This is a genomic window from Pedobacter flavus (assembly GCF_036324285.1).
In the GTDB taxonomy this organism is placed as follows: Bacteria; Bacteroidota; Bacteroidia; order Sphingobacteriales; family Sphingobacteriaceae; genus Pedobacter; species Pedobacter flavus.
In genome coordinates, this window is record NZ_JAZDQU010000001.1 from 516,376 (window position 1) to 532,334 (window position 15,959).

17 protein-coding genes are annotated in these 15,959 nt (G+C 32.2%); 12 read left to right on the plus strand and 5 right to left on the minus strand.

Features of this window, described 5'->3' with window-relative positions; all coding sequences use genetic code 11:
• The first annotated feature begins 2 nt into the window (after positions 1–2).
• The 4 genes from VRU49_RS02365 to VRU49_RS02380 all read left to right on the plus strand — a co-directional run bounded on the left by VRU49_RS02365 (position 3) and on the right by VRU49_RS02380 (position 3,843).
• Positions 3–659 (plus strand): HD domain-containing protein, encoded by a 657-nt coding sequence (locus VRU49_RS02365; protein WP_330145171.1) that lies wholly within the window; start codon positions 3–5, stop codon positions 657–659.
• Positions 660–796: 137 nt separating this feature from the next.
• Positions 797–1,822: a sensor histidine kinase gene (locus VRU49_RS02370; protein WP_330145172.1), complete on the plus strand. Its 1,026-nt coding sequence runs from the start codon at positions 797–799 to the stop codon at positions 1,820–1,822.
• A gap of 62 nt (positions 1,823–1,884) precedes the next feature.
• Positions 1,885–2,526, plus strand: a complete 642-nt coding sequence (locus tag VRU49_RS02375; RefSeq protein WP_330145173.1) for a DUF47 domain-containing protein — start codon at positions 1,885–1,887, stop codon at positions 2,524–2,526.
• Between the two features lie 15 nt (positions 2,527–2,541).
• Entirely contained in the window at positions 2,542–3,843 is a 1,302-nt protein-coding gene (locus VRU49_RS02380; protein ID WP_330145174.1) for an inorganic phosphate transporter, read from the plus strand.
• A 16-nt stretch (positions 3,844–3,859) separates the two neighbouring features.
• Here the strand turns inward: VRU49_RS02380 and VRU49_RS02385 are convergent, their stop codons facing one another.
• Positions 3,860–4,648: a hypothetical protein gene (locus VRU49_RS02385; RefSeq protein WP_330145175.1), complete on the minus strand. Its 789-nt coding sequence runs from the start codon at positions 4,646–4,648 to the stop codon at positions 3,860–3,862.
• Positions 4,641–5,219, minus strand: coding sequence for an RNA polymerase sigma factor (locus tag VRU49_RS02390; RefSeq protein WP_330145176.1), 579 nt, complete (start codon positions 5,217–5,219; stop codon positions 4,641–4,643). The genes VRU49_RS02385 and VRU49_RS02390 overlap by 8 nt, the downstream gene beginning before the upstream one ends.
• A gap of 80 nt (positions 5,220–5,299) precedes the next feature.
• On the opposite strand from VRU49_RS02390, the gene VRU49_RS02395 reads away from it, so the two are divergent.
• The 6 genes from VRU49_RS02395 to VRU49_RS02420 all read left to right on the plus strand — a co-directional run bounded on the left by VRU49_RS02395 (position 5,300) and on the right by VRU49_RS02420 (position 11,601).
• Entirely contained in the window at positions 5,300–6,046 is a 747-nt protein-coding gene (locus VRU49_RS02395; protein WP_330145177.1) for a DUF4197 domain-containing protein, read from the plus strand.
• A 46-nt stretch (positions 6,047–6,092) separates the two neighbouring features.
• Positions 6,093–7,307 carry a DEAD/DEAH box helicase gene (locus VRU49_RS02400; protein ID WP_330145178.1) on the plus strand — a complete coding sequence of 405 codons (1,215 nt, stop codon included), beginning with the start codon at positions 6,093–6,095 and terminating at the stop codon, positions 7,305–7,307.
• 51 nt (positions 7,308–7,358) lie between these two features.
• Positions 7,359–8,639, plus strand: coding sequence for a replication-associated recombination protein A (locus VRU49_RS02405; RefSeq protein WP_330145179.1), 1,281 nt, complete (start codon positions 7,359–7,361; stop codon positions 8,637–8,639).
• 1 nt (position 8,640) lies between these two features.
• Positions 8,641–10,110, plus strand: a complete 1,470-nt coding sequence (locus VRU49_RS02410) for a DUF5687 family protein (protein WP_330145180.1) — start codon at positions 8,641–8,643, stop codon at positions 10,108–10,110.
• Between the two features lie 2 nt (positions 10,111–10,112).
• Complete coding sequence (locus tag VRU49_RS02415) at positions 10,113–10,799, plus strand: ABC transporter ATP-binding protein (protein ID WP_330145181.1); 687 nt, start codon at positions 10,113–10,115, stop codon at positions 10,797–10,799.
• 121 nt (positions 10,800–10,920) lie between these two features.
• Positions 10,921–11,601 carry a YiaD family glycine zipper/OmpA-like lipoprotein gene (locus tag VRU49_RS02420; protein WP_330145182.1) on the plus strand — a complete coding sequence of 227 codons (681 nt, stop codon included), beginning with the start codon at positions 10,921–10,923 and terminating at the stop codon, positions 11,599–11,601.
• Between the two features lie 60 nt (positions 11,602–11,661).
• On the opposite strand, the gene VRU49_RS02425 is transcribed toward VRU49_RS02420, so the two are convergent.
• Positions 11,662–12,024, minus strand: a complete 363-nt coding sequence (locus tag VRU49_RS02425) for a hypothetical protein (RefSeq protein ID WP_330145183.1) — start codon at positions 12,022–12,024, stop codon at positions 11,662–11,664.
• 88 nt (positions 12,025–12,112) lie between these two features.
• On the opposite strand from VRU49_RS02425, the gene VRU49_RS02430 reads away from it, so the two are divergent.
• Both VRU49_RS02430 and hutH read left to right on the plus strand, forming a co-directional pair.
• A complete protein-coding gene (locus VRU49_RS02430) occupies positions 12,113–13,150 on the plus strand; it encodes a Gfo/Idh/MocA family oxidoreductase (RefSeq protein WP_330145184.1) in 1,038 nt (345 codons plus the stop codon).
• 112 nt (positions 13,151–13,262) lie between these two features.
• Positions 13,263–14,756 carry a histidine ammonia-lyase gene (gene hutH, locus VRU49_RS02435; protein WP_330145185.1) on the plus strand — a complete coding sequence of 498 codons (1,494 nt, stop codon included), beginning with the start codon at positions 13,263–13,265 and terminating at the stop codon, positions 14,754–14,756.
• On the opposite strand, the gene VRU49_RS02440 is transcribed toward hutH, so the two are convergent.
• On the minus strand, positions 14,745–15,569 hold the full coding sequence (locus VRU49_RS02440; protein WP_330145186.1) for a hypothetical protein: 825 nt from the start codon (positions 15,567–15,569) through the stop codon (positions 14,745–14,747). The two genes, hutH and VRU49_RS02440, sit on opposite strands and share 12 nt — an antisense overlap.
• A 4-nt stretch (positions 15,570–15,573) precedes the next feature.
• Positions 15,574–15,957, minus strand: coding sequence for a GntR family transcriptional regulator (locus VRU49_RS02445; RefSeq protein ID WP_330145187.1), 384 nt, complete (start codon positions 15,955–15,957; stop codon positions 15,574–15,576).
• Positions 15,958–15,959 lie beyond the last annotated feature (2 nt).

Below are 15,959 nucleotides of genomic sequence, written 5' to 3' on the forward strand. Positions count from 1 at the left end.
GAATGGAAGCTGCTTTAAAAACAATTATTGAAGAAACTATTCTATTTGTAAAACAGGAACTACAAGAAGCCGAAGCAGGGCACGATTGGTTTCACATAGAAAGAGTATATAAAAACGCTCTTCAAATTAATGAATCGGAAAAAGGCAATGATTTAATTGTTGCCCTGGGTAGTCTTTTACACGATATAGCTGATCCAAAGTTTCATAACGGGGATGAAGATCTGGGCCCAACAATTGCTTATAAATTTATGAGCAAATTAGGTTTAGAATCATCTGTTAAAGACCACGTAGCAAACATAATCAGACATATTTCATATAAACAAAGTTTCGAAAATCAGGCATTTGACTCTCTAGAACTTCATATAGTTAGAGATGCTGATCGCCTTGATGCAATTGGAGCAATTGGAATTGCGAGGGCATTTACTTACGGTGGCTTTAAAAACAGAGTACTTTACGATCCAAATATAAAACCAACAGAATTCACGAATAAAGAAGCTTATAAAAATTCTAATGGAACTACCATTAATCATTTTTATGAAAAATTACTGTTGTTAAAAGATAAATTTCATACCAACAAAGGGAAAGAATTAGCTTTGAAACGCCATCAATTTATGGAAGAATATTTGCAGCAATTTTATGCAGAATGGGAAGGTAAATAATCCTATTTTTAAATAAACAACAATAATTCCACAGCCCTGAATCGATTTAACTACCCATCCTCCAATTTATCATAGCATCCTTTATTACATCTCCAATATATTAACAATAAATTAATATATAAGGTGTAAATTGCATCATGAAACTTCGTGTATTGGTATTTATTACTGCACTAGCTGTCGGATTGTCTATCGGACTTGTAAATTTCTATTTTCAACATAGTTGGAAATATTCTTTAATTTCATTTACAATTTCGTTTTCTATAAGTTTTATCGTTTTCTACTATTTAATAGAAAAATACATTTACTCTAAGATCAAACTTATTTATAAACTTATTCATAGCTTAAAGCTCGGCAAAGATTTAAAAGATGCTATTGGTGAGTATGTTAGTGCCGATCCAATAAACGATGTTCAAGCAGAAGTAAAGGAATGGGCTGGTGAAAAAAAGATTGAAATTGAATCGTTAAAAAAGCAAGAATTATTTAGAAGGGAGTTTTTATCAAATGTTTCCCATGAATTTAAAACTCCATTATTTGCAATTCAAGGTTATATAGAAATGCTCCACGATTGTATTACCGACGATCCAGAGCAGGCAAAGCATTTTTTAAATAAAGCCGATAAAAACGTTGAGCGATTGAGCTATCTGATAAATGATTTAGAAAGCATATCTAAATTAGAATCTGGCGAAATTTCAATGAATTATGAGAAGTTTGATATAGTTCTATTAGCCAAGGAAACGCTAACCCATTTGGAAGATAATGCTCTAAAAAAGAAAATTAAACTTCAAATTCAAGACAAATACACAACTCCGGCTATAGTATTGGCAGATAAAGAAAAAATTAGAACCGTCTTAATAAACTTAATTCAAAACTCAATTAAGTACGGTAGAGAAAATGGAACAACTGATATAAAAATATTCGAACTTCATGATCAATACCTAATTGAAATAACTGATAACGGAATTGGGATTGAAGAAAAACACCTGATCCGATTGTTTGAACGATTTTATAGAGTAGATTCTCATAGAAGTAGAGAAGTTGGCGGTACTGGGTTAGGATTAGCCATTGTGAAACATATTTTAGAAGCTCACGAACAGACTATTTCTGTCAGAAGTACGCCATATATTGGCACAACTTTCGCTTTTACGCTACATCGTGTAAAATAATTAACCTTGTTAACATTAACTTAACATTGGTCACTTATTTTTGTTTAACCAAAAAAATAGGTATGACCAGTATTTTTAGTTTTTTCACGCCAAAAGATAAAGCGTTTCAGCCTCTATTCGAACAAGCATCTTCAAATGTGCTTTTAATTGCTGAAAAATTATTAGAAACAGTTTCTACAAAAGATTTAGATCAACGTAGAGAATTAATTAAAGAAATTGAGCGACTAGAGCATGTAGGCGACGATATTACGCATACAATCTTTATTGAGCTAAGTAAAAATTTCATCACTCCTTTTGATCGTGAAGACATTCACTCATTGGTAAGTGCGTTAGACGATATTGCCGACTATGTTCATGCAACTGCAAGTAATATAGAACTTTACAATGTTGTTGTAATTAGCGAAACAATGATTAAACTAGCGGAAATCTTAGTTGAAATGTGTCGCGATTTAGATAAAGCAGTTCGTGAATTGCGTAGCTTTAAAAACATTAGAGTTATTGCTGATGCATGTGTTAGAATTAATAGTGGCGAAAATCAAGCTGACTATGTTACCAACATTGCAATCGCAAGATTATTTGAATTTGAAAAAGATGCAATTGAACTAATCAGACAAAAAGAAATTCTTCAAACTTTAGAAATTGCAACAGACAAATGTGAAGATGCAGCTAATGTTTTAGAATCTATTTTAGTTAAAAATGCTTAATCTAGATTTACGATTATGTTAACAATTCTATTAGTAATCATTGCATTAGCATTAGTTTTTGACTACATCAATGGATTCCATGATGCAGCAAATGCGATTGCAACGATTGTAGCTACAAAAGTATTAACGCCTTTTCAAGCAGTTTGCTGGGCAGCCTTTTTCAACTTCCTAGCATATTGGGTATTTGGATTCGGCGTGGCAGATACCGTGGCAAAAACAGCAGATACCATGCAGATTAACTTAATTGTTATTCTGGCGGGTGTAATTGCGGCAATTATTTGGAATTTAATCACTTGGTGGTTCGGAATTCCTTCTAGTTCATCACATACTTTAATTGGGGGATTTGCAGGTGCTGCTATTGCCCATGCAGGATTAGATGTAGTAGTTTGGTATAACGAAGGTAAAGCAGGCCATATGCCTACTGGTGTTTTGGTAATCATTGGCTTTATCGTTCTTGCCCCACTAATTGGTGCCATTGTATCCTATGCTATTTCAATTTGGTTATTACATTCAGCTAAAAGAAGTATTTGGCCAAAATTATTTACACTTACCTTAATGGTTGTTACTGTCATATTTATTGATAGTAAGATGATCTATTACAGGGATATACCTCATCCAAGTTTTGATTCTAAATTTCTATCTGTAATATTTGAATCCCATAACCTTAAATGGCTTTTAGTAGCATTTATTATATTATCAGTTAGTTCATTCTGTTTAATATTCAGCTTCCTAAACCAAAATCAATCTACTGCTTGGTTAAAGAAAATGCAATTGCTTTCTTCTGCAGCATTTAGTTTAGGACACGGTGGAAATGATTCTCAAAAAGTGATGGGAATTATTGCTGCAGCTGTTGTAGTATATATAAACACAAGTGGCGTTAATATTACCGATTTACCAAGCTCGTTACAGGTTTCATTACCATCTATTGGTGCTAACGGAGAAGAATTAACCGGACATATGCCAGCTTGGATTCCATTGGCTTGTTACTCAGCTATTGCTATTGGAACATTAAGTGGTGGATGGAAGATTGTGAAAACAATGGGATCAAAAATTACTAAAGTTACTCCTTTCGAAGGAGTTACAGCAGAAACAGCTGGTGCTTTAACTTTATATTTCACAGAACATTTAAAAATACCTGTAAGTACTACGCATACAATTACTGGATCTATTATTGGTTCTGGTGTAACTAAAGGTGTATCGGCAGTAAAATGGGGTGTTACTATTAAATTATTATGGGCGTGGGGATTAACCATCCCAGTTTCAGCAGCTTTAGCTGCCATACTATATTATATTTTAAGTTTCTTTATTGTAATTTAAAAAAACTTAGTTGAGCTTAGATTTCCTTTCTTAAGGAAATCTTTGCCTCTTCTGAAGTCGTTATTTTTATTTCTTTTGGCACATAACCAACGGCCTTAATAATAAAAACATCTTGTTCTCCACCTTTAGATTCAATTGAAAATTCTCCAGTTGGCGGAACATCCAATTTAAAACCATCCGATTTCCTAATTAACTGAGCCCCTTTAATCGGACTCCCTGTTAATTCATCCGAAATTTTTCCTTTAATAATATTCGATTCAGCTGAACTTAAACTCATACTGCTTCTTGCAGCTACTACATTTTCTGATGCCGGAATTTCTTGAGTTTTTTGAGTGGTCTGTTGCTTAATACTTGCTACCACTGGTGCATTTGATTTATTTATTAAAGTGATTGAATCTTTAAGTGCACCTACAGTTCCTATTTTCTCCACCCCTTTTAAGGCGCCAATTTCTGTTAAATTCACTTCTACAGGTTTATTGTCTTCCTTATTGAAATTTCCTTGCATCCAATAAATTATCGTAGCTGTAGTGCATAACAACGCTGCTGTAGCAGCAATACTTAAGCGATGTGTTTCTATCCGCCATCGTTCCTTTTTTGCTGGAGCAGCCGCAATTCGTGCCCTCAACTGTTTCTGTAATGATGAAAGTACGGCGATCCGATTACTAGAGTTAGAAAGTCCTTCCAATGCATCATAAACAAAAGGATCTTCCAGAGCCTCTCGCTCAACAAAATACATTTCTTCTGAAGAAAGCTTGCCATCTAAATAAGCTTCTAGTAACTCAAAATCTAAAATTTCTTTACTCACTTGAATTTTTTTCTATACAAATTTTTAAATTACGTTTACCATTCTGGATATAGCTCTTTACTTTTAACAACTCAAATCCAGTGATTGAAGAAATGTCTTTATAACACTTTTCCTTCAAATAAAACAACTCTACACTTATCTTTTGTTCAGGCGTTAAAGTTTCTAAACATTTTTCCATAATGCTTAACTTTTCTTCCTTAATATCTTCTATTACAATAGGATGCTCAAAATCTTCCATTTCCATAATTTCATCATCAATAGATGAAATTTGATACTTTGACTCCTTACGCAACAACATTAAACAATAATTTTTTGTAGTTACGTGCAACCAACTTTTGAAATTTTGAACCTGATGAATTTTTAATTTTTTTACCAATTCTTCAAAAATCTGCATCACTGCATCCTTACTTTTTTCTTCATCTTTAAAGTATTTCAAACAAACTCCATAGACCAGTGTCATATACCTGGCATACAATTGCCCAAGTATTTCTAGATCAGAAGATTGCCTATATGCATCTAAAAGCTCTGTATCTGTTAAAAGTGAAGAAGTTTTATTTCGAATGAAGTTCAAATCAAATATGATGCTTTAATCCATAAATAATTGTTCAAAAATTGACATTACCTTTGCCTAAATTCTATAAACACAAAAATATGTTACTATTCAAATCAAATATATCAATTAAAGTAATATGCATAACTGCATTATTTATTAGCATTGTAAATTCAGGCTGTGATGTTCAATCTCAAGCTCAATTAAATAATATTATCGGCCAAATAAATAAACCTTCAACTATTCAAATTGTTTCTGGATTAAAGGAAGCATTAGAAGTTGGCGCCTCAATTAGCTCAAGCAGATTAGCTCAAAAAGATGGTTTTTTGGGCAATTCTAGTTTAAAAATTCTATTCCCAAAGGAAGCACAAAAAGCGGAACAAGCTTTAAGAAATATTGGATTAGGAAGATTAGCAGACAATGTGATATTAACTATAAATAGAGCCGCTGAAACAGCGGTTATAGAAGCAAAGCCCATTTTTATTACAGCCATAAAGCAAATGACCATTAACGATGCATACAATATATTATTTGGAAGCACTAATGCTGCCACAGAATATTTTAAAAGCGCAACAAGCTATCAATTAACAGAAAAATTTAAACCAATTATACAGCTACAGCTAAATAAGGTTGGAGCAACGAAATATTGGGGTGAAGTAAGTAGTAAATATAATTTAATTTCTAAAACCCCAATTGATACAGATTTATCAGCCTATGTAACTCAAAAGGCCATTGAAGGTTTATTTCAAGAAATAGCAGTCGAAGAAGCAAAAATCAGACTAAATATAAATGCCAGAACAAGTCCGCTGTTACAACAGGTGTTTGGTTATGCCGATAGAAATAAATAAATTGGAATTAGATATAAAATGAAATACTTTTACAAAAAAAGAACTATTGAACTTTAAAGAATTTAATTTCAACTCAGAGCTTCAAGAAGGCATTTCGGCAATGGGTTTCAAGGAAGCAACTCCCATACAAATACAATCTATTCCGTTAATTATAGAAGGTAAAGATTTAATTGCATGCGCCCAAACTGGGACAGGAAAAACTGGAGCCTACTTACTTCCAATTATGAATAAAATTGGAATATCTAAAAACAGGCACAACAACACGTTAATATTAGCTCCCACAAGAGAGTTGGCTCAACAAATTGATTTACAAGTTGAGGCACTTGCATATTTCACCAATATAAGTTCTTTAACGGTTTTTGGCGGTGGCGATGGTATCGCTTACGAGCAACAAAAGAGATCTATGAGAGAAGGGGTTGATATAATTATTGCAACACCTGGCAGATTAATTTCTCACCTATCATCTGGCTTATTAAAATTAGAGCATTTAGAACATTTAGTTTTAGACGAGGCTGATAGAATGTTAGACATGGGGTTTTATGATGACATTATGCGTATTGTTAGCTATTTGCCTAAAAAACGCCAAACGGTTATGTTCTCTGCTACCATGCCGCCAAAAATTAGAGGAATGGCAAGTAAATTACTAAATAACCCTGCTCAAATTAATATATCTATTTCAAAACCTGCGGAAGGTATAGATCAACAAATATATTTAGCACACGACGACCATAAAATACCATTACTTCAAAAGATTCTAAAGGAAGGGGATTATAAAAGCATAATTGTTTTTGCTTCTACGAAAGAAAAAGTGAAAAAATTAGGGAAATCGTTGAGGCAATTGGGTTTAAATGCAGAAGCTTTTCATTCAGACCTAGATCAAAAAGAGCGTGAACAAATTCTTTTAAAATTTAAAAACAGAAACTTACCTGTTATTATAGGTACCGACGTATTAAGTAGAGGTATTGATGTTGAAGGAATAGATTTAGTGGTTAATTTTGACGCACCGCAAGATGCTGAAGATTATGTTCATAGAATTGGAAGAACCGCTAGAGCTGCTACCAAAGGGACTGCCATTACATTTATCAATCAAAGAGATAAAAGAAGGTTAGAGAACATAGAGCAGTTAATAGGGAATAAAATCAAACAAATTCCTCTACCCGACGAAATTAAAGCTATAGAGATAACTCAAACTGAGCCACTTCCATCAACCCATAAAAAAGGAATAAAAAGAAAACCATGGAAATTTAAAAAGCCTAATTAATATTGAGGTCTTTCATTAATTATTTTCAGACATTTTTTTTACCTTTAGAATATGACCAACTATCCTCCATTAGCAGAAAGGATGCGTCCAATATCCTTAGAAAACTATGTAGGCCAAAAACATTTGGTAGGAGAAAATAGTGTTTTAAAAAAAGCAATTGAAAGTGGCCAATTACCTTCATTAATATTTTGGGGACCTCCAGGAATTGGCAAAACTACATTAGCTAATATTATTTCTGAAACTTTAGATCGCCCATTTTTTAGCTTGAGTGCCATTAATTCGGGTGTAAAAGATATTAGAGAGGTAATTGAAAAGGCTACTTCGCTTAAAGGCAGTTTTATGGGGCAACCCATTTTATTTATTGATGAGATACATAGGTTTAGTAAGTCTCAACAAGACAGTTTATTAGGTGCAGTTGAAAAAGGGTTAGTAACTTTAATTGGTGCAACTACAGAAAATCCTTCATTTGAAGTAATTTCTGCATTATTATCGCGCTGTCAGGTCTATATTTTACAACCCTTAACAGAGGCAGAACTCATTTCCATAATAGAAAATGCCATTGAAAAAGATGCTATTCTAAAAACAAAGAAAATAGTTGTTAAGGAATATGAAGCCTTAATTAGACTTTCGGGTGGCGATGCAAGAAAACTATTAAACATATTTGAAATCGCGATAAATGGAATTGGCGGAGATAAAGTTGAAATCACGAATGAAAAGGTTTTAGAGCATGTTCAGCAAAACTTAGCTTTGTATGATAAGTCAGGCGAACAACATTATGATATAATTTCTGCTTTTATAAAATCTATTAGAGGCAGTGATCCAAATGCAGCTGTTTATTGGTTAGCCAGAATGATTGAAGGTGGAGAAGATCCTTCATTTATTGCAAGGAGACTCTTAATATTAGCATCCGAAGACATTGGAAATGCAAATCCAAATGCACTATTATTGGCCAATAATTGTTTTACTGCGGTTAATGTGATTGGCTATCCTGAATCAAGAATAATATTGGCTCAGTGTGTAACCTATTTAGCTTCTTCAGCAAAAAGTAATGCCGCTTATGAGGCTATTAATACAGCTCAAGAATTAGTTAAAAAAACAGGAGATTTGCCAGTCCCTTTACATTTAAGGAATGCCCCTACTCAATTAATGAAAGAAATAGGTTATGGTATAGAATATCAATATGCTCATGCTTATGATGGTAATTTTATCACACAAGAATATTTACCCGAAAAGTTGAGTGGCACTAAAATATACGATCCCGGTAATAATCCAGCAGAAAATAAACTCCGGGAAAAATTAAAATCAAATTGGAATACAAAATATAATTATTAAAATGAACTTCATTTTTTTATCTCATCAATGGATTGAGTTTTGGCGAAGCAAAGGAAAATCTACCAACCTAGCGAGTAAAATTGTTCTCGGGTTTTTAATGATTTATTTCTTGGTAGTAGCCATAATTTTGGGTATTTCTTTACCAGAATTAATAAATAAATTTTCTCCGGGTTCGGATGTTATCCAAATTTTTAATGGCTTTATTTTCTATTATTTTATTATTGAGCTCGCATCTAGAATTCAACTTCAAGAATTACCTACAATAAGTATAGTTCCATATCTGCATTTAAAAATAAAAAAATCACAGATCGTTAATTTTCTAAATATTCGGTCATTCATTAATTTCTTCAATGCAGTTCCAATAATCTTAACACTTCCGTTTATAATTAGAATAATATTACCTCAATACGGAGTATTAGGTGCAATTGCTTTAATTATTGCAATTATATCATTAAGTGTTTTTAACAATTATTTGGTGCTTTTTATTAAAAGAAAATCAATTAATAACATCTTATATTTTGCTTCCTTATTAGCATTTATAAGTTTAATTATTGCATTAGACTATTTTAATCTTATATCCTTTAGAAAATTAGGCATTCTATTCGATTACTTAGTAAATATGCCCTATTTAACGCTAATTTTTGTTGCTTTGGCGTGGATAATGTTTTCTATTAACAAGCGATATTTATTAAACAATCTATACATAGAAAGCCTTAGTGAGAAAAAAGAAATTAAAAAAAGTGCTAATTATTCGTTTTTAGATAGGTTTGGAAAAGCCGGATTACTTGCTGCATTAGAACTTAAATTAATTCTACGCCATAAACGATCTAAAAGCGCAATTACTATGAGTGCCTTCTTTTTATTTTATGGATTAATATTCTATAAGCATGAATATCTTGAAGCGGATAAATTTATTACGATGATTTTTTCTGCAGTTTTTGTAACAGGAATTTCGATTTTAATATATGGCCAATTTATGTTTGCATGGCAAAGCAGTCATTTTGATGGTTTATTAAGCCTTAAAATGAACTTTGAAGACTTTATAAAGGGAAAATATTTATTATTTAATCTTTCTTCGACATTAATTTTCGCGATTTCTACTTTTTATGCATTTATTAGCTGGAAGCTAATCCTCCTTCACTTTGTTACTTATCTATTTAATATAGGGGTAAGTAGTACAACTGTGCTGTATTTTGCTTTGTACAACTATAAAAAATTAGATTTAGAAAAAGGCGCATCATTTAATTATCAAGGAGTTGGAGCTACACAATATATTTTAATGATCCCTATTATTGTTCTTCCATACTTGATTTATTGGCCATTTAACGCTGCAAACATGCCATACGCTGGTCTAATTACCATTGGTTTAATTGGCTTAATCGCTTTTAGCCTTCAGCCTTTATTTGTAAAATACATCTCGAAAAAGTTAGAAACTAAAAAATATAAAATTGCACAAGGTTTTAGAGAATAATCATGATAGAAATAATTAACCTTATTAAATCTTATGGCGGCAAAGAAGTTGTACATATAGATCACTTAAAAATAGAAGCTGGAGAAACTATTGGACTAGTAGGAAACAATGGGGCCGGAAAAACCACCCTATTTAGGATGATTTTAGATTTAATCAAGCCAGATTCTGGAGAAATTCTTTCTAAAGGAATTAACGTCCAAAAATCGGACGAATGGAAAAGCTATACAGCATCTTATTTAGACGAAGGTTTTTTAATTGATTACCTTACTCCCGAGGAATATTTCGAATTTATTGGCAATTTATACCAGATAAATATGGCTGATGTTGAGGAATTTTTAATTAAACAGAAAGAATTCTTTAATGGCGAAATCCTTAACAGAAATAAATACATAAGGGATTTTAGCAAAGGCAATCAAAATAAAGTTGGTATCGCAGCCGCTTTATTACAACATCCGGAAGTTTTAATTTTAGATGAACCATTTGCCAATTTGGATCCGTCAACCCAAATTAGATTAAAAAACAAATTAAAATCTACACTCGGCCTCACTTCGTTAATTTCTAGTCATGATCTAAATCATGTGACAGATTTATGTGACAGGATTATTTTATTAGAAAAAGGCAAAATCATTAAAGATTTTAAAACAAATGAGTCAAGTCTCAGCGAATTAGAATCTTACTTTTCAGAATAACCAAGATTTAAATTAAAAATTAGCTAAAACTATATTTTTTTTATAACGTTTATAGGATGATAATTATTGTTTGGCATTGTGTTTGCCCAATGAAATAATACTAATATATTAAGTGAATCATATGAAAACGAAAAGATTTAAATTAGGTGCATTAAGCATCGCTTTAGCTACAGGCTTAATGATATTCTCGGGATGCGAAAGTTTAACTAATACACAAAAAGGAGTAGGTATTGGTGCTGCAGCAGGCGGAGCGGTAGGCGCATTAATCGGCAAAAAAGCAGGTAATACAGCTGTTGGAGCCATAATTGGAGCTGCAATTGGTGGAACTGCTGGTGGTTTCATAGGTAAAAGAATGGATAAACAAGCAGAAGCTATTAAAAATGCAATACCTAATGCAGAGGTAATTAGAGAAGGTGAAGGTATTATTGTGAAATTTGACAATGGTATTTTGTTTGATTTCGACAAATCTGAATTAAAAGATGTAGCAAAATCAAATATTAAAAGTTTAGCTTCTTCTTTAAATCAATATCCAGGAACTGATATTAAAATAATCGGGCATACTGATAGTAGAGGAACAGCTGAGTACAATTTAGGATTATCTGAAAGAAGAGCAGCGGCAGTAAAAGCATACGCAGTTTCTCAAGGTGTACCAGCTTCTAGATTAGTAACCATAGGAAAAGGTTATACAGAACCAATAGCTGATAATGAAACTGATTTAGGAAGATCACAAAATCGTCGCGTAGAAATTGTAATTGTTGCTAATGATCAATTAAAACAAGAAGCAAAAAATCAAGGTAATTAATCTTTTAATATAACTTGAATTATTAAGCCCATTAAAACATTAAGTTTTAATGGGCTTTTTTTAATCTATTTGTTCTATTTCTCTGTCTAGTGCTTCAAAATATTCAACAATTAATGACTTTAAAAGTAGCTCTTGTTCTAATGAAGCATATGCCGGAATTGGTTTAACCAGTTTCCAATGTGGCCAGCCATCTTGATCTAATCCTTCCAATTCGTAAAAACCCATCTCGCTCAATAATCTACAAGTGGCAATATGCATTAATTCTTCCTTTTGTCGTTTACTAAATTTTCTAGGTCCTTGTCCTAATTCTTGAACACCTATTAAAAATAGCATAACTTTTAAATCTGGTTTTTCAGCGTCAAAGTCTTCAGCAATTCTATTTTGCAATAAATTCCATTTCGCATGTATTTCGGCAGGTTTCATAGTTCAAATTTACACAATATAACCCATTACACTTTCTATTCATTTCCTTTTTAATTTAATAACCTCAAACGAATGTTTAAATTTGAGTATGGAAAGTGTTTCAAATTTGAAGAAAATTAAAGTTGGATTAATGGCATACGGCATGTCGGGAAAGGTATTTCATGCCCCATTTATCGAAGCCCATCCCGGGTTCCAACTCTGTGCTGTGGTAGAAAGAACAAAGAATGAATCGTTAAATGATTATCCCAACATCAAGCTATACACTTCAATAGACGATTTAATAAACGATACTGAATTAGAACTAATTATAGTAAACACACCCAATTACTTGCATTACGAGCATACTTTAGCTGCTCTTAAAGCTAAAAAACATGTTCTTGTAGAAAAACCCTTTACCGCTACCCATCAACAAGCAAAAGAGTTATTTGAAATTGCAGAAAAAAATGATTTGAAATTAATGGTGTATCAAAATAGAAGATACTCCAGCGACTTCCTTTCTGTGAAAGAAATTTTAAATTCTGGAGTATTAGGGAATTTAATAGAACTTAATTTTAGATTCGATAGATATAAAGCTCAAATTGGCCCAAAAAAATTTAAGGAAGAAAAGTATCCAGCTAGTGGTATTTTATATGATCTAGGTGCACATATATTAGATCAGGTAATTAGTCTATTTGGAAAACCTTTAAAATACTTTAAATCATCAGGCGTATATCGTGAAAATGGACAAGTTCCAGATTTCGGTCACCTTCATTTAGTTTACCCAAATCAAATTCATGTTTTTATAACCGTAAGTATGTTGACCGCAAATCCGATTCCCGGAATTGTAATTAACGGAACAAAAGGCACGTTCATAAAGCCCTTTTCAGATACTCAAGAGATTCAATCTATAAATCAAATAAAACCAAATCAACCAGAATTTGGAATAGAAAAGCCCAAACATTGCGGCAAACTAACTTTAGCTATGGAAGATGGTAGTTTTATTTCTAAAGATATTCCAGGTAAAAAAGGAAATATGCTAGGTTTATTTGAAGACGTTTATCAACACATTAGAAATAATGTTAGCTTCCCTATTACGAAGGAAGAAATATTAATACAACTGGAAATTTTAGAAAGTGACGATAATTAGTCAAAACCACCCTATTTTATTTAAAATTTCAATTAATATATTTTAGTAATTACTTTCTTACTGTTAAACTTGAGGTTATTTTATAAATTTGGCCTTTAAGTAAATCCAAACTATGACAACATTTCTAATAGGTTCTAAACCATTAACTATTTCTGCATTAAAAGAGATTATAGAAAATAATTATACTATTGCTCTTTCTGAAAACAGTATTCACAACATACAGAAATGTCGTACTTTTTTAAATGATAAAATAAATAGGTCTGAAGCACCAATTTATGGAATCAATACAGGTTTTGGTTATTTACAAAATGTAGAAATTGCAAACGAAGACTTATCTCAATTACAACATAATTTACTCTTATCGCACGCTTGCGGAACAGGAGAAAGAGTCCCTAATGAAATTGTAAGATTAATGCTCATCCTAAAGATACAATCTTTAGCATATGGCCACTCGGGGGTTGCATTAGATACTGTACAAAGGTTAATCGAATTTTACAACCACCAAATGTATCCGGTTATATACACCCAAGGTTCGTTAGGTGCTTCTGGTGATTTGGCGCCATTGGCTCATTTAACCTTACCACTTATTGGCGAAGGGATTATAAATTACAAAGGTGAAGACATAAAAGCCAGCGAGGCTTTAAATATTTTAAACTTATCTCCACTTAAATTACAAAGCAAGGAGGGTTTAGCACTAATTAATGGCACTCAATTTATGAGCGCTTATGGCACATATATTTTATTAAAGTCACACGATTTAATGAATTGGGCCAATGCAATAGGCGCCATTGCAATCGATGGGTTTGATGCAAGAATTGACCCTTTCATGCCCCACAGCCACGCAATTAGGCCTCACCCAGGGCAAATTTGGGTTGCTCAACAGATTTCTTCTCTTTTAGAAGGAAGCGAATTAATTAATAGACCAGGAAAGCAAACTCAAGATCCATATTCTTTTAGATGTATTCCTCAAGTTCATGGTGCTAGTAAAGATACCATCGACTATGTTACTTCTGTTTTTGAGAGAGAAATTAATTCAGTAACAGACAATCCAAATGTTTTTCCTGATGACGATTTAATCTTATCTGCTGGAAATTTCCATGGACAACCATTAGCGATTACTTTAGATTTTCTAGCTATTGCTTTATCAGAATTGGGCTCTATTTCTGAGCGCAGAATCTTCCAATTAATTTCAGGTCAGAGAGGATTACCTCCGTTTTTAGTTAAAAATGCTGGCTTAAATTCTGGATTGATGATTACTCAATATACCGCAGCATCTATTGCGAGTGAAAACAAGCAACTTTGTACCCCTGCCTCTGCAGATAGCATAGTAAGCAGTAATGGACAAGAAGACCATGTAAGCATGGGGGCTAATGCAGCAACAAAATGTTATAGAGTACTAAATAATTTAGAGCGTATACTTTCAATTGAATTATTAACAGCAGCGCAGGCCCTTGATTTAAGGAAACCTGCGCAAACTTCTTCAAAATTAAATGATTTAGTTTCAGCATTTCGCCAAACTGTTTCCTTCAATTCTACCGATAGAATATTATCTACTGATATTGCTGAAGGGATAAAATTTATAAATACTTATAAACTATTTAATTAAATTTTTAAGATAAACTACAGGCATAAGTAAAGTTGTAGAATCAGATACGTCACCTGAAACCGACTTAAATTTATTTTTATTGAAATCAATCAAGTTCTGCCCCTTTGTTACTAAATGCAATGAATTTGATTCTTTTTTATCTGTATTTTCATGCAAGAATTCAACTTCTGTTTTTTCCAAGTTTAATTTTAAATTCTCTGGCGCATCGCTATACCAATATATTTTACCGCTATTTAATCCAATATTAACATCTTTTGTTTTGCTATAAATAGATACAGTAGATACATTTTGAGCATTAATGCTTAATGAACTAAACGTTGATGTAGAATTTGCCTCAAACTTTCTAATTTGATCAATATTTACAACAATTGAATCGTAATTACCAACTAAATTCAATCCATCCCCATTTTTAAAATTTATGAGGTCAAGAGCATTTCCATAAACATGAAGTGTTAAATAATTATTCCTATCAGATGTTGAAGTTTTTGAAATTTTTAAATTTCCATCTGCATCAATAGAGGTTTTAATCTGATCTTTAATAGAGGTATTAAATTTTATCCCAGATTGTTCATCTTTATGAAAATTTACCGTCACATATAAATTTTTATTCCCTTCTATTAGAATTGCTTTTATTGGCTGATTAAATTTTTCTTCCTCAAACCCCTCTAATTTGTCGTTAAATTTTAAGATAGCACTTTCCTGTTGATCATAGCTCCCCTTTTCATAATTTTTTAAATCAAAAACCATTGCACTAATTGGAACAACATAGAGTAATGCAAGAAATGCTATTATTAGTTTATTACTTTTTTTCATAAGGTTAAGAATTAGTAACGTTAAAATTTTCTTTTAAATATTGCTGATATTTTGCCTCAAGTTCAGCAAAGCTGATGTTTAACAAATAAATGTTTCTGAAGAAAGCAGGTAAATCGTCATTAACAAAATTTTCCTTTCTAAATGAAATAACATTTTTTTCAGCATGTTCATCTATAAAAAATCCAATTCCACGCTTATTGTTTATAATTTGTTTATTCTGAAGCAATTCGTAGGTTCTCATAACCGTATTAGGATTCACTTCTAAATTTATGGCAAGCTCTCTAACGGAAGGTATTTTACCCTCATCTTTCCATTTTCCCAATAATATCTGTTCGCAAACATAGTCTGCAATTTGGAGATATATGGCTTTGTTATCTTTAAATTCCATAA

Coding starts and splice junctions, on each gene's coding strand:
- VRU49_RS02365 (WP_330145171.1), top strand. CDS start 3: ATGGAAGCTGCTTTAAAAACAATTATTGAAGAAACTATTCTATTTGTA.
- VRU49_RS02370 (WP_330145172.1), top strand. CDS start 797: ATGAAACTTCGTGTATTGGTATTTATTACTGCACTAGCTGTCGGATTG.
- VRU49_RS02375 (WP_330145173.1), top strand. CDS start 1,885: ATGACCAGTATTTTTAGTTTTTTCACGCCAAAAGATAAAGCGTTTCAG.
- VRU49_RS02380 (WP_330145174.1), top strand. CDS start 2,542: ATGTTAACAATTCTATTAGTAATCATTGCATTAGCATTAGTTTTTGAC.
- VRU49_RS02395 (WP_330145177.1), top strand. CDS start 5,300: ATGTTACTATTCAAATCAAATATATCAATTAAAGTAATATGCATAACT.
- VRU49_RS02405 (WP_330145179.1), top strand. CDS start 7,359: ATGACCAACTATCCTCCATTAGCAGAAAGGATGCGTCCAATATCCTTA.
- VRU49_RS02410 (WP_330145180.1), top strand. CDS start 8,641: ATGAACTTCATTTTTTTATCTCATCAATGGATTGAGTTTTGGCGAAGC.
- VRU49_RS02415 (WP_330145181.1), top strand. CDS start 10,113: ATGATAGAAATAATTAACCTTATTAAATCTTATGGCGGCAAAGAAGTT.
- VRU49_RS02420 (WP_330145182.1), top strand. CDS start 10,921: ATGAAAACGAAAAGATTTAAATTAGGTGCATTAAGCATCGCTTTAGCT.
- VRU49_RS02425 (WP_330145183.1), bottom strand. CDS start 12,024: ATGAAACCTGCCGAAATACATGCGAAATGGAATTTATTGCAAAATAGA.
- VRU49_RS02430 (WP_330145184.1), top strand. CDS start 12,113: ATGGAAAGTGTTTCAAATTTGAAGAAAATTAAAGTTGGATTAATGGCA.
- hutH (WP_330145185.1), top strand. CDS start 13,263: ATGACAACATTTCTAATAGGTTCTAAACCATTAACTATTTCTGCATTA.
- VRU49_RS02440 (WP_330145186.1), bottom strand. CDS start 15,569: ATGAAAAAAAGTAATAAACTAATAATAGCATTTCTTGCATTACTCTAT.
- VRU49_RS02445 (WP_330145187.1), bottom strand. CDS start 15,957: ATGGAATTTAAAGATAACAAAGCCATATATCTCCAAATTGCAGACTAT.